Here is a 25187-nt window from a genome sequence, read left to right on the forward strand (position 1 = left end):
AAACAATGCAAAAAAACAACTCACATACCGTTATAGAAACCAGCGACTTATGTATTGGTTACACGTCAAAGAAAGAAATCAATGAGGTGTCGAAGCATATCAATGTTCGTCTGGAAAGCGGACAACTTACGTGTCTGGTAGGCAGAAATGGTATTGGTAAATCAACACTGTTACGAACGCTTGGCAAAATGCAACCCAGACTTGGCGGTGATATTCTTTTGAATAAAAAATCCATTGATGAATTTTCACGAAATGATCTTGCAAAAATTATAAGTGTGGTACTTACCGAAAAAATACCTCCAAGCAATCTAAGCGTTTATGAATTGATTGCTTTAGGAAGACAACCGTATACAAATTGGATAGGCAAACTTCACGAATCTGATTTGAATCAAATAGCTGAAGCTCTTGAACAATCACACTTATCAGAATTGGCCTCTCAAAGATGTGATAAGCTTAGTGACGGTCAATTACAAAGAGCGATGATATGCCGGGCACTGGCTCAGAATACAGGATTAATAATTCTGGACGAACCCACTGCTCACTTAGACATTCAACATAAAATTGAAACCTTTAAACTATTAAAAAAAATAGCGCATCACCTCAACAAATCCATTCTCATTTCAACTCATGAAATTCAGTTGGCTACTCAAATGTCTGATAAAATGTGGCTTATGACAGAAGATGAAATTATTTCCGGCAAACCTTCTGAATTGATAGCATCGGATAAAATAAATTTGATTTTCGATAGTAATTCCATTTTCTTCGACAAAGAAAGTGGACAGTTTATCATGAAATAGGAAAAATATATCCTTATTTTTGCATTATCAACAAAGTGATATGAAACAATTTGTACTTGGTCTTTTAGTTTTATTGATAGTTTCCTGTGGTACGGGAAAAACGGATCGGGCCGCGAAAGATTCAGTAAAAGAAAAATATGCCAATCAAATTAAGCCCGAAGATTTAAAAGAACACGTATATCTGTTGTCATCCGACATTTTGGAAGGCAGAAAAACTGGTGAAAAGAGACAAGAAATGGCTGTCAACTATTTCACAGCTTACTACGATCATATAGGCCTTCTGGCGCCTACTACCTACCCGGAATACACTCAGGAAATTCCGGTGACGTATTTTGAAAATAAATCAAGTGGTCCGTCCGAAAATGTACTGGCTTTTGTTCAGGGGAGTCAATTTCCAAATGAAGTTGTCGTGATATCAGCTCATTACGACCATTTAGGAATGAAAGATGACGAGGTCTATAATGGTGCCGATGATAACGCCTCAGGAAGCTCTGCCCTCATGGAATTGGCACAATCATTTCAATTGGCAAAAAAGCAAGGCAATGGGCCCAAACGCTCCATCCTCTTTCTTCATCTTACCGGAGAAGAAATAGGTCTCTATGGTTCCCAATTTTATATAGAAAACCCCGTATTTTCTCTTGACAGCACCGTTGTCGATTTAAATATTGATATGGTAGGCCGCGTGGATGAGGCTCATATGGATAAAAAAGACTACATCTATTTGATTGGCTCGAACCGATTGAGTAGTGACCTTCATAAATTATCAGAAAAAGCGAATAAGCAATTTACCAACCTGAAATTGGATTATACCTATAATGAACTGAATGATCCCTATAAGTATTATGAAAGATCAGATCATTATAATTTTGCCAAGAACAATATCCCTGTGATCTTTTATTTTAACGGTACACACGAAGACTATCATCAAATAACTGATACTGCGGATAAAATCGATTTTGATTTGCTGGCGCTGAGAACCCAATTGGTTTTTTATACCGCCTGGGAAATTGCTAATAGAGAGGACAGATTGGTTCTTGATGAAAAATAATATCTTAAGAATCATATGAACTTCGCTATAATTGATGTTGAAACTACTGGAGGTAAATTCAATGAAGAAGGCATTACTGAAATAGCCATTCATAAATTTGACGGACAACACGTGATTGATTCTTTTGTGAGTCTTGTGAATCCGGAAAGAGAAATCCAGCCCTTTGTGGTTAATTTAACCGGGATCAATTCCAAGATGCTCCGCAACGCACCTAAGTTTTATGAAATTGCCAAAAGGGTTATTGAAATCACTGATGGATGTATTCTGGTAGCACATAATTCGAGTTTCGACTATAGAATCATCAGAAACGAATTTTCAAGACTGGGCTACCCTTTCGACATCCCTACCTTATGTACCGTTGAGCTAAGCAAAGTTTTATTGCCCGATCAGGAATCTTATAGCCTGGGCAAATTATGCAGGTCTATAGGTATCCCAACCAGCGACAGGCATCGAGCAAATGGTGACGCCTTAGCCACTGTAAAACTTTTTCAGATCCTGCTACAAAAAGACACTGATAAATTAATCGTTAAAAAAACCATCAAAGTTGGAAATCAGCGAGATTTATCCGGAAAGCTCTTAAAAATTTTAGACACCCTACCTACCTTATCAGGTCTTTTCTACTTTCATCGATTTAATGGAGACATCATTTATGTTGGAAAAGGTAAAAATATCCAACAGGTGGTCAATCAGGTTTTTCTAAAAACTTCAAATCAAAACCGTTCTCTTTTAAAAGAAATGGATAATGTAACTTTTGAAGCCACCGGCAGCGAACTGATTGCCGACTTAAAGTTTGTGGAAGAACTATCAGTTTTAAAACCGAAATTCAACAAACGTGGAAAAAAGAATTTTGAAAAAGTTAGCTTTAATCATGATAATATGATCTTGATTGATAAGGGAAGGAATTTAGAAGAAAAATCTGTAGTATTAATTGAGAATAACGATTTTCAAGGGTTTGCCTACACTGAATTAAGCCACCAAATCAATAATTTGGACATCCTTAAAAGCTTGATTAACAAATCGAATAACAGTCTTAGTCAAAATAGTATTATCAAAAAATACCTTTCCGGAAATCAGGTTGAAAAAATCATTCGATTTTAATAAAAAATCTTTCCATTATTTACACTATTGCAGGTTTTAGTTCGTTAGATTTTTTAACAAACCTTAAAAAACCAAACCTGTGAAAAAGTCTATGCTAGTGGCCATGCTAATTCTCGTTAGCACGCTACAATCTCAAAACAAAAATCAACTTCCTTATACATTTGGAAAAATAAGTACCGAAGCGCTTCAGATGACATCCTATCCAAAGGATCCCGAAGCCAACGCCCTTGTTCTTTTTGAACACAGCAACGTTTCATTTCACGGAAGTGGTTCGTATAGCAACTACATGGTAAATAAAGTATACCGTAAAATAAAAATATTTAATGAAGAAGGTTATGACAATGCAACCATTCATATTTATTTATACAAAAGCGATTCAAACGGAGCCGAAAGCATCAAAAATATAAAAGGTTTTACCTATAATGACGGTGACAGAACGGTTGAATTGAAACCTGAAAAGGTTTTTCGAACAACTTTAAACGAACGATACGATGAAGTGAGCTTTACGTTTCCTAATCTAAAACCTGGCAGTATCATTGAATATCAATATGAGGTTAGATCTGATTTTTTCTTCAATCTTGTCGGGTGGAACTTTCAATCAGATATCCCAAAACTTCACAGTGAATTTCATGCCGTTATTCCCGGGTTCTGGAATTACAACCGTCACTTAAATGGCAGCTTGGCACTGAATACCAATCTGGCCATCGGCAAAAACGATTGCTTTCAGATTCAGGGTGCCTATGCCAATTGTGAAGATTTGACCTATGCCATGGTAGATGTACCAGCTTTCAAGGAAGCTAAAAAATACAATACAGCCAGTAAAAACTACATTTCAAAAATTGAGTTTGAACTCTCACGTGTCAATTATCCAGATGGAACCTCGAAAGAGTTTACCTCAACATGGGAGAAAACTGATCAGTATTTAAAACAAAAACAAAGTGTTGGTAAACAGCTAAAAAATGAAAGTCATCTAAAAAAGAACCTTCCTGCTGATTTGTTTAAGATTAAAGACGACGAAGAGCGCGCTCAAGCGATTTTTTATAATCTGCAAAAACACTTCAGTTTAGATGAAGAAAATGCCGACTTGTACCACGATGTTCAGTCTAAAAAAGCTTTTGACAAGAAAGCTGGTTCCGTTCCGGAGATAAACCTGTCATTGATCAACGCTCTGAATGCAGCAAATTTAGAAGCTCATATAATGCTGGTCTCTACCAGAGATCATGGTTTTCCCACCAAGAAACATCCGGTAATTACAGACTTCAACTATATGTTGGTTTATCTAAAAATCAATGAACAAACCTATCTGTTAGACGCCTCGGATAAATTTATGACCTTTGGTCAGACGCCATTTAAGACCTTGAATGGACAAGGTCGGGTACTGGATTTTAAAAACGGTAGTTTTTGGTACTCATTATCACCAAAAATCGACTCAAGAGAAATGAACTCTTTTGATATGGTTTTGGATCTTGATGGTACGCTCAAAGGGCGGGTAACTGTAAAAAGTGAAGGGTATGATGCTTCATGGAATAGAAAGAAAATTACAGAATTACCAGCAAAAGAATACCTGGACTATCTGGAAAGTCGCGGTACTGACATCTTGATTGACAATTATGATAATAACATGTTGCACAATTTAGATTCTACCCTCATTGAAAATTTTGATATTGAAATTGAACTCGATACCGAAATAGAAGACCAAATCTATTTCAATCCCCTGATCATACGTTATGCTGAAAACCCGTTTTTATTGAAAGAGCGAAATTACCCCGTTAATTTTGGCTATAAACTCAACGAAATGTCAAAAATCAAAATTTCATTGCCACAGGGGTATACTGTCAAAAATCTGCCCAAGTCAGCCTTGATCAAACTTCCTAACAAAGGTGGATCCTTTGCTGCGAATTACACGGTAAATAACAATGAATTAATTGTTTTCACTCACTTAAAACTGAATTACACAATTTATAACACAGAAAAATACCAGTCTTTAAAGGATTTATTCAAGGAAATCATCAAAAATAGTAATAGTTTAATATCTTTAGAGAAAACTACAGATTCTTGAAAAGTAACATCTCGAAAAATTCTTGGCGAGCCAGATTGCACCAAATAATTTATGAGGCTGATACAAGAGAAGGCAAAATTTTTGACCTGATCATTATAATTGCCATCCTATTCAGTATTCTGCTTGTAATGCTCGAAAGCGTGAAGGAGCTGGATGCAAAGTATCATAACTTTTTTAATATATCGGAATGGGTAATCACTGTGCTCTTTACGATTGAATACATTGTCCGGATTATCAGCGTTAAAAAGCCGAAATCTTATATTTTCAGTTTTTATGGCATCATCGATTTTTTGTCAACCATTCCGAAATACCTGTCTCTGTTTATTGGTGGAGCACATGCCTTGGTCGCCCTTCGGGCCCTGAGGTTGCTTCGAATATTTAGAATATTAAAGTTAGTCCGCTTTGTTGGTGCTACCAACAACCTGGGAAAAGCCCTAATTGCAAGTAGGTTTAAAATATTTGTTTTTATCTCAGCAGTACTTATTATTTGCGTGATTATAGGTACCATCATGTACTTGATTGAGGGAGACCCCAGCGGATTTACCAGTATTCCTAGAAGTATCTATTGGGCAATAGTGACCTTAACGACAGTTGGATATGGAGATATTGCGCCGAATACAGCCTTGGGGCAATTGTTGGCAAGTTTGGTCATGATATTAGGTTATGGTATTATCGCTATACCCACCGGAATTGTTGGGGCTGAAATGGCCAAAGAAATGGGGCAAAACGTAGATGTTAATACGCATGCCTGTCCAAACTGTTCTGAAGGAAAACATAAAGACAATGCCAGCTTTTGCTTTAAATGTGGTGAGAAGTTAGATTTTTAAAACTATTGTTTGTAAAGTTTTTTTACAATTCTTTTTTGATCCCTCATTTCTAGTTGCAACAGAAGAATCTCCCCTTTTTTGGATTCCGACTCAATAAATTCAAAAGAGTTATCGTTGGGATATATGATTTTCACCTGCCTTCCTCTGATATCGAAAACACTTGCCGTTGCTACTTCATCTGTACTTGTCACCGTAAAAACATCTTCTTCATTCGTCACAACAATCGAATCATTCTCTTCTGCCACTTGATCAGTTACGGGAAAGGCATGTAAAAAACGAAGGGTAAATCGGTCCTTATATTCTCCATTCTTTTGATGATCAAAAATATAGGGAGCATCCTTCAGATCATGATCGAGCATCAACAAATTGTCTCTCAGTATGATCGTAGCTTCGCGCAGTTTTCCTTCCATTTTTGAAATGGAAATTTTGTATTGTCGATTATCAACCTTCGTGTCAAATCCTAATGTCAATTTTTTATCCGTCGTAAAAGAGCCCAGTCCCTGTATGGTCAATTTGTCCTCCTCTAAAAGCGAATAGAATCCAATTTTATTTGAACCATTGAATTTCAAGGCATCATAACCACTGTCGAACCCATCAGTAGCGTCGGCATCAAATCCTATTAAAAGTTGATTAAAGCCACCCTTATTGGTTGTTAAATTCAACCAAATCCGATCCTTGTCTGCCATTTGCTTCTTATCCTTCCTGATAAGCCCTTTAAAAAATTGATCATTTGCGTTTTCCATACGCATGGAATTATTAAAGAGTACGCTGCCTTCGCTCCTGGCCCTGACAAAAAACCCTTGAGATGATCCGATATTCTTAGTTGGAACGACCCCTCCATTTCCTGGAAGCGCAATACTCGTTCCGCCCAAGTAATTGTAACTGGCATAGTCATCAAAAGAATAATCTCCTGATTCACCATCAATAGGCGTCGCATGGGTCCACAAATAAACCGTTGGCTCAATAGTAGCGGCATTCAGTTCGAAAAAAACTTCGATATCAATGGCAGATGGATATGGGTTACCCAACATATTAAAATCATTGTTTAGATCCGAATTCACATCATCATCATCGTGAAAATCAAGTTCTTTATATATGACTCCGTTATTCGGTTTTCCTATAAACTGTATCTGATGAATTCCTGTGGTCCCTGTTTTTCCCTCAGCGGCATAACCCATGCCATTCTGCATAGTTCCTGAGGCCAAAAGCCATGTAGACCAAAAATCCGGATGATTCTTATCGGAAGTTGTGGTCTGGGATTGGTCATAATAATACAAACGGTTGGCGTTTACTTCAGTAAAGACTGCTGAAAGTAATGGATTATCAATAGGGCTTGACCAATAGGTAAAATCATAGGCATTATTCCTATATGTCGATTTTTCTATCTTTTGAATCTCTCCAGTGATCTGAGCATTGTCATCATACATCACCATCGATTCGGTATCGCCCAAAATAAATGAATCATTAATAAAAAGGTTTTTATAGACAATAACTGAGTTGGTATTGTTGTAATTAAAATCCAGCAGCGCATTAATTGTCAGGTCGCAGGCCTCAATACTTCTAATATCTCCCTGGTACGCGGCTTCAATAAAAACTTCTCTTGTTTGGTCAGGCAAAGCGTTCCCGGTCCAGCCTGAATTCGTCCATGAAATAGGTCCGGCCTGGTACATACCTAATGCAATATTTTGAATTGACAAGGCCTGATCTACTTTTTCAACTGCAAGCTCGATCCAGTCTTCTATGTTAAAAGAAGTATGTGCTTGCTCACTTGCACAGGCTCCTTTGCTAAAGGAAAGACCTCGGCCCCATAATCTTTGCTCCCCTATAATATCTATACGATCTCGATAGCTATTTCTACCTTTGGAAGTTGAAATAATGACCACCTCATTCCCTCTTAAATTTAATTCGTTGAATACAACTGCTTCACCCGGCTCCAACCTTCCAATACTAACTGTATTTTGTGATCTTGGAGGGCTGTCCAGATCGTCATTGCGATTAAATTTAACCAGATGATATTCATTTTGTTTGATATCATAATTGGTTAAGTTTTTAATTTCCACGACATCATCACTTCCATTCTCATAGTACTGGGTAATCATTAATTCCGATTCACCCGTTGCGTCGGTTGCAATTCCTGCAATTCTAAATCCATAAACCATTCTTGATCGGCCAATTTTAACCCGAAACCACACAAAAGCATTAAAATCTCCTGTACTGGTGGGTTCAAATGAAATGTCAAAAGTCTTGGTCTCATTCCCAGCAAGTCTTCCAATTCTCCCCTCGACCGCGAATGAACTTGAATTTGTTCGTATCGATTCAACAGTAACTCCTTGATTCCCTGTATTGGTTAGTTTAAATGTATGAATTCTCGTTCCTGAAACCGGTGTGGCATCAAACAATGTATGATCTGAAGGCATGGGTGTATTCGTCCAGTTACCTGGAATAATCATTCCGTTGCCCTGAATCTCAATTTGTTGAGACCAGGCGGTATGAATACTCATCAATATGCAAACAACAAAGAAAATTCTTTTAAACATAGCATCTGATACCTTGGTAGTAATCCAATATATAACGTTGATTTACCGTATTTATTTCCCCTAAATCATTCGGTTTTATTTATCAATCAATGAAATAAAAAAATGAAGTGAATTGACTATTTTTGAATCAATGAAAAACAAGCACCTAATTACGCTTATCGGACCTACTGCTATTGGAAAAACTGCTCTTAGCATCGTATTGGCCAATCACTTTAAAACAGATATCCTTTCCTGTGATTCTCGACAATTTTATAAAGAGATGTCTATTGGCACCGCTGTACCTTCCAAAACAGAGTTAAAAGCGGCCCCGCACCACTTCATCCAAAATCGATCGATTCAAGAAGATTACAGCGTGGGAGCATTTGAAAAGGACGCGATACATCTCCTGAATGAACTTTTCCAACAAAAAGAAAATCTCATTTTAACGGGTGGCAGCGGATTGTATGTAGATGCAGTGATCAAAGGTTTAGATGACTTTCCCACAATAGACAAAGCAATAAGGGAAACCTTAAAAACAAGACTTGAGCTTGAAGGTATTGTTCCATTACAACAACAACTTCAGGAAGTAGATCCATTCTCATTTGATCGTATCGATATTAATAACAGGCAAAGATTGATCAGAGCGCTGGAAATTTCTATTGGTTCAGGCAAACCTTACTCCTACTACCTGGGAATTCATGCCAAAAAAAGAAATTTTAAAAGTATTAAAATCGGTCTTACAGCTGAAAGGGAAATAGTGTATGATCGAATTAATAGAAGGGTTGACCTAATGATGGAACATGGCTTGCTATCAGAAGCTGAAAACCTATACGCCTTTCGAGAATTAAATGCCCTTCAAACCGTTGGATATAAAGAATTGTTTACATATTTTGACGGTGATGTGAGCTTGGACTTTGCCATTGAGGAGATTAAAAAAAATACCAGAAGGTTTGCGAAAAGACAAGGAACCTGGTTTCGAAGAGATCCGGAAATTAAATGGTTTGATTTTCAAACCGAGCCTACAGAAATAATAGCATATATCGAAACAATTATTGCTCAAGGCGGGTAGTAAACATATTCGATTTGAATCCAGGCAAACGTAATTTCACATATTTTTTATAACTTGTACTAATAAGCAATGAAAATCACGGAATGACAAATTTTAAAACACCCCTTGAAGCGTTTTTGTTTTGGGAAAAAACGACTCCGGAAAATGTATTCTTGAAGCAACCCATAAATGGCAAAATTGAATCCTTAACTTATAAAGAAAGTGGAAGACAGGTTCGACAAATTGCCCAGGCGCTTCTCAATAAAAATTTAGCCCCTAAAAGTAAAATTGCCTTGCTTTCGAAAAACTGTGATTGCTGGGTTTTGTCAGATCTGGCGATTATGATGAGTGGGCATATTTCTGTACCCATCTATCCAACCCTTAATGATAAATCTATTCAACCTATTGTTGATCATAGTGAAAGTAAACTACTGATTGTTGGTAAATTAGATAATTACACTTCTCAGGAAAAAGCATTCACTAAGCTGCCAAAGATAAGTGTAGAAAAGTATGGAATAAAAGAGGAAGAAACATGGGAATCTATTATTCAATCTATAGATCCTTTGGAAAGTTTTGAGATGCCGAACGCCGAGGATCTTGTAACGATTATCTATACATCCGGAACAACCGGAACCCCGAAAGGAGTTATGCACAGTCATCGAAATTTCATTAATGCTGCCCGAAATCTGATCAATACACTGACCCTACCTCCGCACCCTTCTTATTTCTCCTACCTGCCTTTGTCTCATATTGCTGAAAGAATTGGTATTGAAATGGGAGCTATTTATGTGGGAGGAACCATTTCCTTTTCAGAATCGCTGGATACCTATGCCAGTAATTTGGAAGCAACTCAACCAGATTTATTTTTTGCTGTTCCCAGAATTTACGCAAAATTTCAGGAGAAAATACTGGAAGGCCTGCCTCAATCCAAACTAAGCACGCTGCTGCGCATCCCCATCCTCAACAAGATCTTAAAAAACAAGATCAAGGGAAAATTGGGGCTTGCGAATGCCAAATATGTAGCTTCAGGAGCTGCTCCCTTATCAACAAGTATCATGATTTGGTTTAAAAAGCTTGGGATTACTATCATTCAAGGATATGGCATGACGGAAGATTGTATTATTTCTCATTGCAATCTACCGAAAGAAAATAAAATAGGTACTGTTGGTAAATTTACTGTGGGGGCTACGGCCAAACTATCCGACATCGGAGAAATTTGTGTAAAAAATGACTGCCTGATGTTAGGCTATTATAAAAACCCCGAAGAAACCTCCAAAGTTTTTGACAGCGATGGGTATTTAAAAACGGGTGATTTGGGAGAGTATGACCATGACGGCTACCTGACCATAACAGGAAGGGCAAAAGACCAGTTTAAGACTGATAAAGGTAAATACATTTCTCCGGCACCAATGGAGTTGGAACTTTCTAAGAATACGGATATAGAACAGGTATGTATCGTTGGTATGGGAATTCCTCAGCCAATTATGCTAATTATTCCTTCAGAAATTGGTAAAAACAAATCAGAACACGAATTAGGCGAAAGTTTACTTCAATCTATTCTCGACATCAATCCTTCCCTCGAAAAACATGAAAAAATAGAAAAAGCGGTGGTAATGAAAGAAGACTGGACCGTTGAAAACGGGCTTATGACTCCAACATTAAAAATTAAAAGGAGTCATGTGGAAAGGATTCACAGACCTATGTATAGATCATGGTTTGATGCTCCGGATGCTGTTTTATTTGAATAAATAGGCTTTTAATAGTGCTCGTATAATTTTCTGAAAAAGGCTGACATCTCTTCTTTTCGAGCATTGGAGCTTCCCTGATAATGATTATTCATATAGCTAAAGGCCAAAACGGTACCTTTTTTTGTAGTTAAATAACCTGACAAAGAATAATTGTTGGACAAGGTGCCAGACTTGGCCTGTATGTATGATTGTTCTTTAAAACTATGTTCCAAGGTGCCATCCACTCCCCCCTGAGGAAAATAAGAAAGCAATCTTTTCTGAGGAACTTCCTGATACATTTTGGATAACAAAAAGACCATGCTTTCAGGAGTAAACAAGTTATATCTGGACAATCCTGAACCATCTACCCATCTCGGTCTTTGCGGCAAATCGACCAAACTCGAATCAAGAACATGATCTATGGCCAGCGCTACGTTGTACTTCCGAACCACTTTATATGCCACTTGCAGCATTAGTTGCTCAGCAATGAAATTATCTGACTCCTTCATCATTTTGACATACAACGAATCGTAAGGCAGCTCGGTAAATGGCTTAAAATTTCGCTTAAATTCAGCCGAGATCAACGTAACCTTATCTCCTAACTTCTCACTTAAAAGATCTGCGACAAGTTGATTGGAAGTTTTAAATGGTACACTCCGCTCTATAGTTTTGTCCGATTTATTGATATAAAAGACGTTTCTATCCTGTTCCCTTCGTTTTTCGGGCTGATCATCAAGATGCACACTCTCCTCAAAAAAGGAAGGAATAATTTCTAAACCCTTCTGATCACGCTGAATTGAAACAGTGTTTCCATACAAAGGGAATAAACTTTTCTCTGGCATATACCCATACGCATAATCGTCCCAAGACCAACCTGCGCCATAAGCATCATCGTGCAAATCTTCATCCAGCAGGTATACCTGGTATTTTTTATTTGAAAGAAACTCCAGGGAATTTTTATGCAAGGAATCATTGAAAAATGAAGGATCAGCTGACCCTTTAATAAAAAGGGAATCTCCTGAAATACTATATTCAAAACTTGGAACAGAATCTTTTAAATGCTTCAAAGAAGCATACAGCGTAAACAGCTTAACATTTGACGCAGGTGTAAAATACTTATCTGAATAATACTCGATTATGGAAGCACCTGTAAGGGCGTTTTTCACAGAAACTCCTGTAAAAAAGGAATTATCCCCGGAGGAAGCTATCAACTCTTTTTCTATGGATTTTGAAGTTGAGCAGGCAGCCAACAGTAACAATATAAGACCAAAAGCCAACCTATTCTTCAAAATAATCTTCCTTAAAACCTATTAAAATTAATTTTTTTTGAGCACGAGTAACCGCCGTGTATAACCAACGAAGATACGAAATATCTTCACCTTCCGGCATATAAGGCTGCTCCACAAACACATTATCCCATTGCCCACCCTGTGTTTTATGACAGGTGAGTGCATAGGAAAACTTAACCTGAAGGGCATTAAAATATTTATTACCCTTAATAGCCTGTAACCTTTTATACTTGGACCGTTCCTCGGCATAATCTTCACCTACGGCCTGAAACAACTTGTTTGAATCTTCGTACGAAAGCGATGGTGCTTCGCTGTGTAATGTATCTAAAAGCAATACTGTTTCAAACGGAGGCTCCTCCTCATAATCGATGAGTCGCAACTTTACTTCTGCAAATCGAAAGCCGTAAAGATCTTTAAAACTAAATATTTCCAGCACTTCACAAATATCTCCATTGGCAATAAATCCGACCTTGGGCGCATCCTGAAGCCAAAAATAATTATTCTTAACTACCATAATGAAATCACCCGATGTGATCTCATTCTCATACCCCAATATTTGATTTCTTATTTGCTGGTTATATAGGTTTGCCCGCTTGTTCGACCTGACAATAAAAACTGTCCTGTTGAGACCTTCATAATAAGCGTTGTATATGGCATCCTGAATATCGTAGCCGTCAGTCAATCGAATTACATCCTTAAAATCCAGATCAAACTTGAATTCGTTCAAAACATGATTCAATATTAATTCTCTGATTTTTGTGGCGTTATACAGTATCCCGGAAGTTTCATGCTGGCGCATGACCTCGTTCAATTCAATAGTTCTCACTTTTCGACCGTAATCAATTTCTAAAACAGATGCGTCTAAAGCAGGGCTCACATCTAACTTAACAGGAGGTAATTGAGCCGTATCCCCGACAAGTACTAATTTGCAATTCACACCTGAATAGACATAGCTTATTAAATCCGCTAATAAAGACCTGCCTTGAAAAACCCTGCCTCCGGGATTCACATCTGGAATCATAGATGCTTCATCTACAATAAAAAGGGTATTACGATACTTGTTCTGTTGCAAAACAAAACTCATACCTATACCTGGCTCATTTTTAGGGAAATAAATTTTCTTGTGTATCGTAAATGCCGGCCTCTTTGCATAAGAACTCATCACTTTGGCAGCTCGGCCCGTTGGGGCCAGCAAAACGGATTTCAATCCAACCGATCCTAAATTATTAACAACCGTACTGATCACCGTTGTTTTTCCGGTACCGGCATAGCCTTTAATTTGAAAAAGAGACTCCCTGGTGGAAGACAAAACAAAAATAGCCATCTGCCGAAGCAATTCCCGTTGTAAGCTGGTTGGTTCAAATGCGAAGCCCTGAACGAACTTTGCATAGAGGTTATTTTCATTTTGCATTTTCAAATATTGGATTGAATAGTGACAGGACTACAAACTTAATCAGATTTAAGATAGTGAATACAATAGCTTCGTTGAAATTATTTTTTAAAATTACATCTGTCATCGAGAATTTCCTGCTGAATTAAATACTTATGTTTTTTAGTTATATTAGACCTCAAAAAATTAGCATATAATCTATAAATATTACTTTCCTGATTGAAAAATTTTTGTAGATTTGCCTTTAACGTAATTAAAAAAAACTAAAAAATGATTTCTATTTTAATAATTATAGTATCGATTCTTGCTGTTGGAGGATTAGCATACTTAATTGTAAATAAGCTACCTGCTAAATTAAAACCTGTATTATCGATCGTATTATGGATCGTTATTGGATTTTTCGGTTATCAGATATATATGAGTATCATGGCTCCTATTAAATTCAACAAGAAGAAAAAGGAACGTTATGCCCTGGTCATTGAAAATCTTAAAACTATTCGTGATGCAGAACTGGCTTATGCTTCTGTTAATAGATCATTTACTAATAAATTCTCAGACCTGGTAAATTTTATTGAGAAAGATTCATTTGCAATCACGGAAGTGAAGAATATTGTTGTCACTGAACAGAGAGGTCGTATTACAATTGATGTAGAGAAAAGAGTTGTTGATACGGTAGGTTTTGAAATGGTTAAGACTCAATTTGAAGGAAGAAACTACAAAGAAATGATGAATGTGCCTGGTACTGACGCTCAGTTTGAATTAAAGACAGGAAGTGTTGAAAAAGTGCAGGGAGTAAAAGCATCGGTATTTGAAGCGAAGGTAGACAAGGCTGTTGTTCTGGAAGGAATGAATAAAGACTTTATTCGTCAGGAAAAAGAAGCTCTTGGAGGAATTAATGTTCCTGGTGAATATATCGCGGTAGGATCTTTAGAAGATGTGAACTCAAACGGTAACTGGCCTCCTTTCTATGATGGACCTAAAGAAGAATCAAAAGACTAAATCGTCATTAGATTTTAACAATCTTATTAGAAAACATTTATCCATCCAACTCAGCTTGGATGGATTTTCTTTTTGTATCATCAACAAAGATGAGAAGCAGATTGAAAAACTGACACATATTGATTTTGAGGATCACTCAGCCACACCTGATCTTTTATTAAAGAACGTTGAAAACGTTTTCAAAAAAGACAAAGCACTTCAAAAAAGATACGGATCTGTTAATATCACCCATGTCAATCAGCTTTCAACCCTGGTTCCGAAGTCCTTATTTGACGAAGCCCGAATCAGAGATTACCTCAAATTTTCATCAAAAACCTATACCAATGACTATGTGGTTCATGACGATCTGGAAAATCATGATATGGTCAATGTCTATATACCCTTTGTCAATGTCAATAACTTCTTTCTGGAAAGATTCGGAAGTTTTGAATACAAGCACTTTTCAACCGTACTAGTTGACAAACTCCTCAACACCTTCAAATTTAGCGAGCATCCCCATATGTTTGCGCATATTGGAGCGCATCAATTTGAAATTATAGTCATTGCCCATGACCAGCTATTGTTCTATAACAGCTTTGAATACCACACTCCTGAAGATTTTATTTATTACGTACTTTTTACAGCGGAACAACTGTCCTTAAATCCGGAAACCTTCGAATTGGTATTGGCAGGTATGATAACCCAGGAGGCTGAACTTTTCAAAATGGCTTATCGCTATATCAGGAAAGTAAGCTTGTTAGAAAACAGGTCTGAATTTAAGTTTCCGCCTAATAGTAAGGAAGAGACGAAAAGAAGGCATTTTACGCTACTAAATCAGTATTCATGAGGATAGTGTCCGGAAAATACAGAGGACGTCGTATATCCGCGCCAAACAACCTACCTGTCAGACCTACAACAGACATGGCAAAGGAAGCATTGTTCAATATTTTAAACAATACTTACTATCTGGATGAAGTTTCTGTATTGGATCTGTTTGCCGGCATAGGCTCCATTAGTTTTGAGTTTGCTTCGAGGGGATGTCTGGATGTCTTAGCTGTTGATGCCAATGCCGGATGTATAAAATTCCTTGAAACAACCAACGATCAATTAGATGCCGGGATTCAAACCATCAAGAGTGATGTTTTTAAGTATTTAGAAAAAAACAACCGGAAATTTGATATTATTTTTGCAGACCCTCCTTATGCCATGGAAACGGCTAAATTCGTAAAACTGATCAACCTTATTTTTGATCGAAACTTGTTAAATGATCAAGGCATTCTGATCATAGAACACAGCAAACAGACAGACCTGTCTGAACATGCCAATTTTGAGCGCGCCAGAAAATATGGCGGCAATGTGTTCAGTTTTTTTGAAGCTACAGATGCAGAGGCATCAAACTCAACCGACTAATTTCTATTCCAGCCATTTTTTAAAATCTTTTACACGCTCTCTGCTCACGATGATATCGAGTTCTGAAAAGTGATGTAATTTAATTTGCAACCTACTGTTGGTATATGAAATGATATCCCCAATGGCATCAATTCCCACAATGAACTTTCTGTTCACCCTGAAAAATTTTAAAGGGTCCAATACCTCATCAAGCTGCTCCAAACTTAAATCCATTAAATAGTTTTTTTTATCCTGCGTGTACACATAGGTTGCCTTTTGATCACTGTAAAAACATTCTATATCTTCCGTTTCAACCATACGTAGATGCTGCCCGACCTTTATGGTAAATCTTTTTTTATATACCTTCTCTAATGGGTTTATTAACAGCTTTTTAATCTGATTTATATCAACCATTAAATCATGTTTTTCAGGACGGTTAATCTCGAACTTTTTTATGGCAGATTCAAGCTCCTCATCATCTATAGGTTTGAGTAAATAATCAATACTATTTAACTTAAAAGCCTTTAGAGCATACTCGTCATACGCCGTTGTAAATATGATCGCACTGTTGACAGTTACCTGATCAAATATCTCAAAAGAAAGACCGTCAGACAACTGTATATCCAACAAGATCAAATCCGGATGCTCATTTGATTGAAACCAGTCCACCGCTTCTTTTACAGAATGCAGCATGCCTTGGGCTTCAATACCAAGATCAGACAGCAAACGCTGCAACCTTCTTGCTGAAGGCTTTTCATCTTCAATTATAATAACTTTAATCATGCGTACAAATATTAGTCTTCAAACGTATCTTTTTCCATAAACTCTTTGATCTTTTTTTCTTCCCAGTTTTTTGAAAATAAAACATTTTTACCAAAAACATGTAACCAATGCCCGGCCAGTCCTATTCCCCAAAAAAACCAAACTGAAAAGGTTGAAAAATGTACATAACTGATATCAAAGGTGCCGTCCGCAAAAAAGCCCTTGATTGCTCCTCCAAAACTCAAGAAAATATTCACCGCTAAATACCAGAACAAATGCCAGTAAAACCCCTTAATATCCTTGACTCTCTTTTCCGCTCTTCTGTATAATTCTTCTTCTGAATGATATGTTTTCATAATTGTTTGTTCTTTTCTTCGTCCATAATTTGTTTGATCTTTCTCTTCTCCCATTCAGAACCAAATCCGAAGGTGACAAGTCCGTGAATTATAACACCGAGACCCCAACCCGCCATCGGATACCAAAACCATTTATAATCCCAATACGTCATATAATTAATAAAAATTAAAAATGGTATTACAAGTACATAGGCCGCAACATTTGAGTAAAATGCTTTGATTTCTTCCATTCGAGCACTCGCTCTTAAATACTCCTCGTTTAAATTATTTTTATCTGTTTCCATCTTTCTTAAGATTTATATCTGTTATTTTTTTCCATTATTTGTTTGATTTTCTTCTCTTCCCAATCACCTCCAACACCGTATAAGGTAAAGGCTTGAATTGCCAGCCCCAGACCCCATCCAAAAGCAGGAAACCAAAACCATTGAAACTGCCATGATGTCTTGTAATTAAGAGTGGCCAGAAATGGTATTACGATGATATAAGCAATCAAACTTCCATAAAAGCCTTTTAGATTATCTACACGTTTCTTGGCTCTGAGATATTTTGCACTATCATTCATATAATCTGTTTTAATCGTTTTAATTTTCTGTGTCAACAAAGGTAAACTCACCTTAAAAATCTTTTGATCATTCACAATACTTACTTTATTTGAAGAGATCAGCTCATACCGTTGCTGAATATTCTTTAAACCTACCTTGGTACTTTTTTCAAGCGAAGATTTTGGGTTTACGGTATTCTCAACCACTAAATAGCCTCGATCTTCATATATTCTGATTTTAAGTGGCTGTCCGGATGTAATCACATTGTGTTTTACAGCATTTTCCAGAAGTAACTGCAATGACAAGGGTACAATCTTCAGTTCCTCGCTGCTTGTCGACTCAGGAATTGAAAATTCTATGGCTTCTTCAAATCTCATTTGAAGCAACTGCATATAGGACTTGGCAAATCTCAACTCTTCATCCAACGGCACCAGATCCTTGTCTTTCTGCTCTAATACATATCTGTATACTTTAGACAGCTTCGTTGTAAACTTTTCAGCCTGATAAGGATTTTCTCCGATTAGTGAAGTCAACACATTCAAGCTATTGAATAAAAAATGCGGGTCGAGTTGATTCTTTAAGGACTCAAACTTAGCGGTCTCATTCTTAGCGACGATCTGCGATTCTTTTACTTTGGTTTTTTGATACTTATTGTAAAAATAAATGACATGAAATACGACAATTACAGAAGTTGAGGCCCAGATGCCAAAATAGAAATTCTCAATTCTTTCATAGTCCCAATACTCGGTAAAAGACAGACCCTGGTAAAAAACAGCCATACTCATTCGTATCAAAAACAAACCTATAATTGACAACACAGTCGATCCAATGATTCCAAGTGCTATTCTTTTAGCAGTTGATCCTTCAGGCCATTTTACTGCTTCCATATACTGAAAAAAGGTCATGTTTGAATACCCCAGAACAAAAGCATATAACTGGTATATAATGAAGTCTTCCATAAAATCATTGATTCCTTCATATTGGAATTGTTTGAAAAAAGCACTCCCAATAATAAAAATCAACGTACCTATAAAAAAAACTATTAAAATATTTTTCGCTCTCCTGTTCATGTCTTTTCCTGTGTTTTTATCTTCTATCAAATGTAAGCTCTTTATCCTTCACTTCAAATTTTGACTGTTGAAACCTACAGTAATCTTCGTCTTGCATTACAGAAATTGTTCCACCTTTTTTATTGGCCTCAAGCACCTTGTGAAAAGTAGCTTCTTCCTTATCCAATAAGGGCTTTTCCTGAGCCTGCGTAAACATGGTAATTAAATAAAGAATTGCTGTTATAAATATTCGTATCATTTTAAATAAATTATGATGGTTGTTGTTTGATGAAGCAAATATCAGCTCAAAGACCGTTATTTTAAATTAACTGTTACCCAACTGTCATATTTTTAGGATGAATTGTCAATTTTATGTAGATTCGGGAAAAAGATAATTTGTTTTAAGAATCCGTAACAAATTGCCATCCCTAACTACTAATAAGTAAATCAACTGTTGGTGACCAAAGAATTGGAACAAAAATTTGCGAAAGAACTTGAGCAACACCAGAATATTATTCATAAGGTTTGCAGATCTTATACGAATAATGAGGCGGCTCATAAAGATCTCTTTCAAGAGATTACTATTCAGCTATGGAAAGCTTATCCTAAATTTCGAGGAGAGTCAAAATTTAGCACATGGATGTATCGAGTTGCATTTAATACTGCCATCTCCTTATTTAGAAAAAAGAAACGCAATGTTGAGACAACTCAAATCTACGATAACCTCAAGGAATTGGAGTACCATGATTATGATGACTCGACTGACAAACAGCTTAAACTTCTATACGATGCCATCTATAGCCTGAACGATATCGAAAAGGCTCTGGCACTGATGTATCTGGAAGATAAAAGCTATAAAGAAATATCTAAAACACTTGGTATTAGCGAAGTAAATGCACGTGTAAAAATGAATCGTACCAAGACTAAATTAAAGAACATATTAAATCCATAAATATGGAAAACTTAGACAGCTTAAAAGATATATGGAAAAATCAGAGTGAATCTAAAATTCAGTTCACTCAGGATGACATCCATCAGATGGTGCAGAAAAAATCATCGTCTATTGTAAAGTGGATTCTAATTATTAGTTTGTTAGAATTTATCCTGCCAAATTTAATTTTTGTTTTTACGGATGTCGATGCGACAAAACAATTCTACGAACAATTTGGATTGAGCAATAGTATGATGATCTATTCCGTCATTCACTTAGTTATTATCATTGGCTTTATCTTTGTTTTTTACAAAAACTATAAAAACATTAGTGCCGAGAGTACTGTAAAAATCTTGCTGAGTAACATTTTAAAAACCAGAAGAACAGTTAAGTATTATATTTATTACAACCTGACCATCATGGGAATCATTGGGGTTACTATTTTCTATGCTGTTTACAACTCTGAAGAATTTCAAAATTCTTTGGCTGCCGGAACCAGTATGGTTAAAATCTGGATCGTTTCAATTATCCTGTTAAGTCTGGCCTTACTTTTATTCTGGGGCTTTTATAGAATCATTTATGGATTCTTTTTGAAGAAACTTAAAAGAAATTACTCATCCTTATCAAATAAAGAAGCCTTATAAAATATCAAGTGAGCCTTTACCTTCCCGGACTACTTCGACCTCACCATCTGATAAATCAATGATCGTAGAGGCTATATTCCCTCCATATCCTCCGTCGAGGACAAGATCGACCTTGTCTCTCCACTTTTCAAAAATAAGCTCAGGATCTGTAGTATACTCAATAACATCGTCTTCATCATAAATTGAAGTAGAAATAATGGGATGGCCTAATTCCTTGGCAATGGTATTAATGATATTATTGTCAGGCACCCTGATTCCAACTGTTTTTTTCTTCTTAAAGACTTTTGGTAAATTATTATTTCCTTTTAGAATAAAGGTATAAGGTCCTGGTAAAGCTCTTTTAAGAATCTTGTAGGTAGGTGTATCAATTTGCCTAACATATTCAGATAAATTACTCAAATCATGGCAGATAAAAGAAAAATTAGCTTTTTCTAGTTTTACCTGCTTGATCCTTGCAATTTTTTCAAGAGCCTTGGTTTTTGTGATATCACAGCCCAGGCCATAAACAGTATCCGTTGGATAAATTAAAAGTCCGCCTTTTTGCAAAACAGCTACTGCCTGATCAACTACTCTGGAGTCAGGATTTTTTTCATAAATCTTTAATAGTTGTGACATATCAAGGAATCTTTTTCTTTTTATAGTGAGCTAAAATTACAAATAAAAAAAGGCTGTATCAAATAGATACAGCCTTTTATATATTCCTTCATATGTTTTAATCTACTACCAATCGAAATCCTTCTCCGTGGATATTGATAATTTCAACTTTTTCATCAGGCTTTAAATATTTCCTTAGTTTGGCGATATAAACGTCCATACTTCTCGAAGTAAAATAATTATCATCTCTCCAGATCTTTGTCAATGCCAGATCACGAGGCAAGAGATCATTTTTATACATCGCAAGCAATTTCAAAAGTTTGTTTTCTTTTGGAGACAGTTTTCTTGGTTCCTCACCGTTGAAGGTCAATTGCCTTAGTTTTGAATTCAAATGAAAGCCTCCAATCTCAAATTCAAACTGATTGTCATCATTGGCTGCATCAGATTCTTTTCTTTGTAAAATTGCTTTGATTTTGTGCAATAAAATCTCCGAATCAAAGGGTTTATTCAAATAATCGTCTGCCCCTACCTGATACCCTTTCAGCACATCTTCTTTCATAGACTTCGCTGTTAAAAAAATCAACGGGATATCGGCATTTACTGCTCTAATGTCTTTGGCGAGGGAGAAACCATCTTTTTTTGGCATCATTACATCCAGGATGCAAATGTCAAAATCATCATTCTTGAAAGCGATGAGTCCATCTAATCCGTCTTTTGCATGATGAACATCGTAATCATTGAGCGCTAAATAATCTTTTAAAACGGTTCCGAAATTCGGATCGTCTTCAACCAGTAATATCTTTTTATTTGCCATGGTTAATGAATTTAAATTATGGGTAATTTCACGGTAAAGGTACTTCCCTTTCCTTTCTCACTTTCAACATAAACTTGTCCGTGATGTTTTTCCACGATACTTTTAACATAAGAAAGCCCTAAGCCGTGTCCTTTTACATTGTGAATATTCCCTGTATGTTCTCTATAAAATTTATTAAATACTTTTCTTTGTGCGTTCTTCGACATGCCTATTCCTTTGTCAGAAACCTTTAAAACAATATTATTTCCGGCATTCACTGTCTCTATTTTAATTTTTGGTGCTCCCTCAGAATACTTGATGGCATTGTCAAGCATATTGGTTATCACATTGGTCATATGAAATTTACTTGCCAGTATTTCCACCTGTTTTGCATCCAGCGACTGTTCAATTTCTCCTCCTCTGTCTCGAATAATCAAATTAACGTGCGAAACGGCATCTCCTATTATGTCGTGAAAATTAACTACATCCTTACTGAGATCGAGCTGATTCTTCTCCAATTTAGAGATTCTTAAAACATTTTCTACCTGCGCATGCATTCTTTTATTCTCCTGACGAATCATTTCAGCATATCGGATTACTTTTTCCTTATCATTAATAATCTTGGGATTCCGTATGCTATCAATGGCCAAATTAATAGTGGCTATCGGAGTTTTAAACTCATGCGTCATATTATTGATAAAATCCGTTTTAATAGCTGAAATCTGTTTTTGTCTTATTAATTGATACAATGCACTTGCAAAAGACAGGATAATAATAAATATAAAAACTGCCGACAAGACAAGTATCCATGAGATCGTTGAGAGTATATACTCCTTTTTCTCAGGAAAACTTACATATAATACATAATCGATACTGTCATCAGTCACAAACAAAGGTACATTATACGTATACCCCCTTTTCTCTACAAACCTGTCTGACTTTACTTTTGTTATTAAATCTTCACTAAAAACACCAAATTCTACTTTGGTATCAATATCTCTGGCTCTTAACTCATTGTCCAGATTCATTCGTATTTCATTGGCACTTACCCGGTCATGAATTGGTGTCCTTGACACGATATTCTTAAAGATACTTTCCAATTCAAGTTTATCATAACGATCCAATCTCTCCACCTTCACCATCCGGTCTTTAGGAGACAATTCGCTAAAATCCTTCGAATTAAATTCAATCTTTTCTATCTGTGTTTCTTCCCTGCTCAGAAACGTTTTAAAATTCACTGTATCCGCCTCAAAAGGTGAAAACTGAGATTTATAATTATTTTCCAGGATACTTTGACGAAAGGTGAAAATTTCATTTCGACTCGTATCTATTTGTTGAAAAACAAAATCCCTGACATTGCTCTGTTTTGATTTTTGCATACTATCAATCAGCGGCGCATATCGGGATATATTTTCTTTAAATTCTCTTTTCTGAATATTTTCAGATACTCTGGCCAAGGCAAATTTCACACTGGTAGAGAATTGTTCTTCTCTCATCTCAATGGAAGATCTGATCCAAAATATCTGAACAGTAATAATTCCTAATAAAGAAATTACCATCAATACGACTAAAAGTACAAAAATCCGTTTACTCATTAAAACAAATTTATAGTTTCTTTAGGTTTTAATTAATCTTTTAACAGATGTTAACGAAAATTTCGATTAATTTAACAAAATTTTAAGTTGATTTCAAATTTATTAAGGAATTTGAGATAAAATGTCCTCATGAATTTCAAGAACCCGTTCCTGGGTCATTTGAAGTTTTTCATTTACGATGACAAAGTCAGAAAGCTTGGATTTTAAGGCATCATCCATCTGATTATTCATTCTGGCCAGTACTTGCTCCTCACTCATCTGATCTCTTTTCATAACTCTTTGGATTCTTTGAAATTTAGGCGCGGTGACCGTAATAACCAGGTCAAAATCTTTTTGACTATTGTTCTCAAAAATCAAGGGGTTTTCCTGAATCACGTAAGCTGCTTCTTGCTTACTTGTCCATTCTTCGAAATCTTTTCTGACTTCGGGATGTACAATTTTATTCAATTTTACCAGCGCATCTCGGTTATTAAATACAATTTCTGCAATATAAGACCTGTTTAATATTCCATTCTCATAGGCTTTCTCACCAAACAAAGAACGCAATCCAGATTTGATCTTATCTGATGAATTCATTAATTTTTTAGCTTCGATGTCACTAAAATACACAGGCACCTGTATGTCTTTAAACATGGCAGCCACCGTACTTTTGCCGCTTCCAATACCTCCTGTTAATCCGACTACCTTCAATCTATTGACATTTTAAAATGAAAACTATTATTGTTTCTTAACCAGAAACTCAATTTTGTTGGGGACTATTTTGACATTGGTAATTAATTCGGGTTTCTCCACCAGCTTTGGAATCAAATAATCCAAATCGTTATCCTGTGTTTGCTTATAATCGCATTGTATTCTAAAACTATTCTCTGGAATTTTATTAAAATCCTTGAGCGCCACCTGATAAATGACCTTTACTTTTTTAGGATAGGTACTCATGATCAAATTTCTGGGTAAATTAATCACCTCAAAAGGCAAATTATACGAACCATCTGTAATTTTATCAACCACCCCTGTGACCAAAACAGTCTCATTTGACAATACCACAGCCTCCACGGGGGCCTTCAAAGATACTTCCTGCTCAAAAGGTTCCGATATATCTCTCAAATGAAAACTACTGGTATAGACTTCATTAATGGTGTCAATCATTTTTTCCGGTCCAGAAATTGTAACCTCTGCAGGGCTCACCAAAGCATCTCCAACTATATTAAAACCTGTTTTGAACGAAAACTCCATTTCTGAAATCACCGGCACCTTTTTGGATTTCTTAACTCCCAAATCAAAAAACAAGGTGTCAGGTTCAACATTTAAAACCACTGTTTCTGCCGATAACTGGGCCTGTAAAAAATTTGTATTGGTTCTGGTTTCGCTGAAATACATAGAACCTTCTTTCTTTTCAATCTCCGTCAAGGAATAATCTAACACCCTTTCCCGAAACTCATAATTTAAAAGCTTAAATCCGATGGTTTTCAAGGTAAGTTTCACCTTCTGATCGGGTTCATTCTGAATGAGTTTATTATTAGGAATATCAGAATAGGCCAGTTCAAATTCAACTTCCGATATATATTCTTTAGACAACTTGATCAGAGACCAAAACAAAATAGAAAGAAACAAGAAAAGTAAAAACACCCGTAACTTCTTCTGATTCTGCTTAACTTCTGTAGTATTATTGCCCTGATTATCGGTCATGGAATGGTAATTTACTTAGTGCCTTAAATGTATAAAAAAAGGGGCTATCCTAAAAATAATAATTAGGAT

25 protein-coding genes are annotated in these 25187 nt (G+C 36.2%); 12 read left to right on the top strand and 13 right to left on the bottom strand.

Going from position 1 to position 25187, the window contains the following annotated elements; genetic code table 11:
* Positions 1–5: 5 nt before the first annotated feature.
* The 5 genes from ACR2MV_RS14380 (at position 6) to ACR2MV_RS14400 (ending at position 5829) form a co-directional block, all read left to right on the top strand.
* Positions 6–797 (top strand): ABC transporter ATP-binding protein, encoded by a 792-nt coding sequence (locus tag ACR2MV_RS14380; protein ID WP_434022752.1) that lies wholly within the window; start codon positions 6–8, stop codon positions 795–797.
* Positions 798–837: 40 nt separating this feature from the next.
* Complete coding sequence (locus tag ACR2MV_RS14385) at positions 838–1845, top strand: M28 family peptidase (RefSeq protein WP_434022753.1); 1008 nt, start codon at positions 838–840, stop codon at positions 1843–1845.
* 15 nt (positions 1846–1860) lie between these two features.
* A complete protein-coding gene (locus ACR2MV_RS14390; RefSeq protein ID WP_434022754.1) occupies positions 1861–2943 on the top strand; it encodes an exonuclease domain-containing protein in 1083 nt (360 codons plus the stop codon).
* A 79-nt stretch (positions 2944–3022) separates the two neighbouring features.
* Positions 3023–5002 carry a DUF3857 domain-containing protein gene (locus ACR2MV_RS14395; protein ID WP_434022755.1) on the top strand — a complete coding sequence of 660 codons (1980 nt, stop codon included), beginning with the start codon at positions 3023–3025 and terminating at the stop codon, positions 5000–5002.
* A complete protein-coding gene (locus tag ACR2MV_RS14400; RefSeq protein WP_434022757.1) occupies positions 4999–5829 on the top strand; it encodes an ion transporter in 831 nt (276 codons plus the stop codon). The genes ACR2MV_RS14395 and ACR2MV_RS14400 overlap by 4 nt, the downstream gene beginning before the upstream one ends.
* A 2-nt stretch (positions 5830–5831) precedes the next feature.
* Here ACR2MV_RS14400 and ACR2MV_RS14405 read toward each other — a convergent pair whose 3' ends face one another.
* On the bottom strand, positions 5832–8330 hold the full coding sequence (locus tag ACR2MV_RS14405; RefSeq protein WP_434022759.1) for an Ig-like domain-containing protein: 2499 nt from the start codon (positions 8328–8330) through the stop codon (positions 5832–5834).
* A gap of 166 nt (positions 8331–8496) precedes the next feature.
* On the opposite strand from ACR2MV_RS14405, the gene miaA reads away from it, so the two are divergent.
* Complete coding sequence (gene miaA / locus ACR2MV_RS14410) at positions 8497–9414, top strand: tRNA (adenosine(37)-N6)-dimethylallyltransferase MiaA (RefSeq protein ID WP_434022761.1); 918 nt, start codon at positions 8497–8499, stop codon at positions 9412–9414.
* Between the two features lie 83 nt (positions 9415–9497).
* On the top strand, positions 9498–11141 hold the full coding sequence (locus ACR2MV_RS14415) for an AMP-binding protein (RefSeq protein WP_434022762.1): 1644 nt from the start codon (positions 9498–9500) through the stop codon (positions 11139–11141).
* Between the two features lie 8 nt (positions 11142–11149).
* Here the strand turns inward: ACR2MV_RS14415 and dacB are convergent, their stop codons facing one another.
* Both dacB and ACR2MV_RS14425 read right to left on the bottom strand, forming a co-directional pair.
* Positions 11150–12409: a D-alanyl-D-alanine carboxypeptidase/D-alanyl-D-alanine endopeptidase gene (gene dacB / locus ACR2MV_RS14420; protein ID WP_434022763.1), complete on the bottom strand. Its 1260-nt coding sequence runs from the start codon at positions 12407–12409 to the stop codon at positions 11150–11152.
* On the bottom strand, positions 12399–13820 hold the full coding sequence (locus ACR2MV_RS14425) for an ATP-dependent DNA helicase (RefSeq protein WP_434022765.1): 1422 nt from the start codon (positions 13818–13820) through the stop codon (positions 12399–12401). Before ACR2MV_RS14425 ends, dacB begins: the two co-directional genes overlap by 11 nt.
* Positions 13821–14069: 249 nt before the next feature.
* Here ACR2MV_RS14425 and ACR2MV_RS14430 point away from each other — a divergent pair, with 249 nt between their 5' ends.
* From ACR2MV_RS14430 to rsmD, 3 genes are read left to right on the top strand one after another with little or no spacing between them, the layout of a single operon-like run.
* A complete protein-coding gene (locus ACR2MV_RS14430; protein ID WP_434022767.1) occupies positions 14070–14798 on the top strand; it encodes a hypothetical protein in 729 nt (242 codons plus the stop codon).
* The gene (locus tag ACR2MV_RS14435) at positions 14767–15624 is read left to right on the top strand and encodes a DUF3822 family protein (RefSeq protein WP_434022769.1); all 858 of its coding nucleotides are present in this window, start codon (positions 14767–14769) and stop codon (positions 15622–15624) included. Before ACR2MV_RS14430 ends, ACR2MV_RS14435 begins: the two co-directional genes overlap by 32 nt.
* Complete coding sequence (gene rsmD / locus ACR2MV_RS14440) at positions 15621–16187, top strand: 16S rRNA (guanine(966)-N(2))-methyltransferase RsmD (protein WP_434022771.1); 567 nt, start codon at positions 15621–15623, stop codon at positions 16185–16187. Before ACR2MV_RS14435 ends, rsmD begins: the two co-directional genes overlap by 4 nt.
* A 3-nt stretch (positions 16188–16190) precedes the next feature.
* Here the strand turns inward: rsmD and ACR2MV_RS14445 are convergent, their stop codons facing one another.
* Genes ACR2MV_RS14445 through ACR2MV_RS14465 form a run of 5 tightly spaced genes read right to left on the bottom strand, consistent with a single transcriptional unit; the run spans position 16191 to position 19134 of the window.
* Positions 16191–16946 carry a LytR/AlgR family response regulator transcription factor gene (locus ACR2MV_RS14445; RefSeq protein ID WP_434022805.1) on the bottom strand — a complete coding sequence of 252 codons (756 nt, stop codon included), beginning with the start codon at positions 16944–16946 and terminating at the stop codon, positions 16191–16193.
* Between the two features lie 14 nt (positions 16947–16960).
* A complete protein-coding gene (locus ACR2MV_RS14450; RefSeq protein WP_434022772.1) occupies positions 16961–17284 on the bottom strand; it encodes a 2TM domain-containing protein in 324 nt (107 codons plus the stop codon).
* Positions 17281–17568, bottom strand: coding sequence for a 2TM domain-containing protein (locus tag ACR2MV_RS14455; RefSeq protein ID WP_434022774.1), 288 nt, complete (start codon positions 17566–17568; stop codon positions 17281–17283). Before ACR2MV_RS14455 ends, ACR2MV_RS14450 begins: the two co-directional genes overlap by 4 nt.
* Before the next feature lie 5 nt (positions 17569–17573).
* Positions 17574–18926 carry a histidine kinase gene (locus tag ACR2MV_RS14460; RefSeq protein WP_434022775.1) on the bottom strand — a complete coding sequence of 451 codons (1353 nt, stop codon included), beginning with the start codon at positions 18924–18926 and terminating at the stop codon, positions 17574–17576.
* Positions 18913–19134, bottom strand: coding sequence for a hypothetical protein (locus tag ACR2MV_RS14465; RefSeq protein WP_434022777.1), 222 nt, complete (start codon positions 19132–19134; stop codon positions 18913–18915). The genes ACR2MV_RS14460 and ACR2MV_RS14465 overlap by 14 nt, the downstream gene beginning before the upstream one ends.
* A gap of 198 nt (positions 19135–19332) precedes the next feature.
* Between ACR2MV_RS14465 and ACR2MV_RS14470 the strand changes: the two genes are divergently transcribed.
* Both ACR2MV_RS14470 and ACR2MV_RS14475 read left to right on the top strand, forming a co-directional pair.
* Complete coding sequence (locus ACR2MV_RS14470; protein WP_434022778.1) at positions 19333–19827, top strand: RNA polymerase sigma factor; 495 nt, start codon at positions 19333–19335, stop codon at positions 19825–19827.
* Positions 19828–19829: 2 nt separating this feature from the next.
* Entirely contained in the window at positions 19830–20450 is a 621-nt protein-coding gene (locus ACR2MV_RS14475; RefSeq protein WP_434022780.1) for a hypothetical protein, read from the top strand.
* Here the strand turns inward: ACR2MV_RS14475 and ACR2MV_RS14480 are convergent.
* From ACR2MV_RS14480 to ACR2MV_RS14500, 5 genes are all read right to left on the bottom strand, one after another.
* Positions 20445–21065, bottom strand: coding sequence for an L-threonylcarbamoyladenylate synthase (locus ACR2MV_RS14480; protein ID WP_434022782.1), 621 nt, complete (start codon positions 21063–21065; stop codon positions 20445–20447). The two genes, ACR2MV_RS14475 and ACR2MV_RS14480, sit on opposite strands and share 6 nt — an antisense overlap.
* A 97-nt stretch (positions 21066–21162) precedes the next feature.
* The gene (locus ACR2MV_RS14485) at positions 21163–21858 is read right to left on the bottom strand and encodes a response regulator transcription factor (protein WP_434022784.1); all 696 of its coding nucleotides are present in this window, start codon (positions 21856–21858) and stop codon (positions 21163–21165) included.
* 11 nt (positions 21859–21869) lie between these two features.
* Positions 21870–23432 (bottom strand): sensor histidine kinase, encoded by a 1563-nt coding sequence (locus ACR2MV_RS14490; RefSeq protein ID WP_434022785.1) that lies wholly within the window; start codon positions 23430–23432, stop codon positions 21870–21872.
* A 102-nt stretch (positions 23433–23534) separates the two neighbouring features.
* Positions 23535–24122 (bottom strand): dephospho-CoA kinase, encoded by a 588-nt coding sequence (coaE, locus tag ACR2MV_RS14495; protein ID WP_434022787.1) that lies wholly within the window; start codon positions 24120–24122, stop codon positions 23535–23537.
* 27 nt (positions 24123–24149) lie between these two features.
* The gene (locus ACR2MV_RS14500; protein ID WP_434022788.1) at positions 24150–25118 is read right to left on the bottom strand and encodes a CdaR family protein; all 969 of its coding nucleotides are present in this window, start codon (positions 25116–25118) and stop codon (positions 24150–24152) included.
* Positions 25119–25187: the final 69 nt, after the last annotated feature.

This window comes from Lutimonas sp. (assembly GCF_051011215.1).
Classification (GTDB): Bacteria; Bacteroidota; Bacteroidia; order Flavobacteriales; family Flavobacteriaceae; genus Lutimonas.

Bases quoted from the DNA above. Each gene is read 5' to 3' on its own strand.
- ACR2MV_RS14380 (WP_434022752.1), top strand. From the start codon at position 6: ATGCAAAAAAACAACTCACATACCGTTATAGAAACCAGCGACTTATGT.
- ACR2MV_RS14385 (WP_434022753.1), top strand. From the start codon at position 838: ATGAAACAATTTGTACTTGGTCTTTTAGTTTTATTGATAGTTTCCTGT.
- ACR2MV_RS14390 (WP_434022754.1), top strand. From the start codon at position 1,861: ATGAACTTCGCTATAATTGATGTTGAAACTACTGGAGGTAAATTCAAT.
- ACR2MV_RS14405 (WP_434022759.1), bottom strand. From the start codon at position 8,330: ATGAGTATTCATACCGCCTGGTCTCAACAAATTGAGATTCAGGGCAAC.
- miaA (WP_434022761.1), top strand. From the start codon at position 8,497: ATGAAAAACAAGCACCTAATTACGCTTATCGGACCTACTGCTATTGGA.
- ACR2MV_RS14415 (WP_434022762.1), top strand. From the start codon at position 9,498: ATGACAAATTTTAAAACACCCCTTGAAGCGTTTTTGTTTTGGGAAAAA.
- ACR2MV_RS14425 (WP_434022765.1), bottom strand. From the start codon at position 13,820: ATGCAAAATGAAAATAACCTCTATGCAAAGTTCGTTCAGGGCTTCGCA.
- ACR2MV_RS14430 (WP_434022767.1), top strand. From the start codon at position 14,070: ATGATTTCTATTTTAATAATTATAGTATCGATTCTTGCTGTTGGAGGA.
- ACR2MV_RS14435 (WP_434022769.1), top strand. From the start codon at position 14,767: ATGATGGACCTAAAGAAGAATCAAAAGACTAAATCGTCATTAGATTTT.
- rsmD (WP_434022771.1), top strand. From the start codon at position 15,621: ATGAGGATAGTGTCCGGAAAATACAGAGGACGTCGTATATCCGCGCCA.
- ACR2MV_RS14450 (WP_434022772.1), bottom strand. From the start codon at position 17,284: ATGAAAACATATCATTCAGAAGAAGAATTATACAGAAGAGCGGAAAAG.
- ACR2MV_RS14455 (WP_434022774.1), bottom strand. From the start codon at position 17,568: ATGGAAACAGATAAAAATAATTTAAACGAGGAGTATTTAAGAGCGAGT.
- ACR2MV_RS14465 (WP_434022777.1), bottom strand. From the start codon at position 19,134: ATGATACGAATATTTATAACAGCAATTCTTTATTTAATTACCATGTTT.
- ACR2MV_RS14475 (WP_434022780.1), top strand. From the start codon at position 19,830: ATGGAAAACTTAGACAGCTTAAAAGATATATGGAAAAATCAGAGTGAA.
- ACR2MV_RS14480 (WP_434022782.1), bottom strand. From the start codon at position 21,065: ATGTCACAACTATTAAAGATTTATGAAAAAAATCCTGACTCCAGAGTA.
- ACR2MV_RS14485 (WP_434022784.1), bottom strand. From the start codon at position 21,858: ATGGCAAATAAAAAGATATTACTGGTTGAAGACGATCCGAATTTCGGA.
- ACR2MV_RS14490 (WP_434022785.1), bottom strand. From the start codon at position 23,432: ATGAGTAAACGGATTTTTGTACTTTTAGTCGTATTGATGGTAATTTCT.
- ACR2MV_RS14500 (WP_434022788.1), bottom strand. From the start codon at position 25,118: ATGACCGATAATCAGGGCAATAATACTACAGAAGTTAAGCAGAATCAG.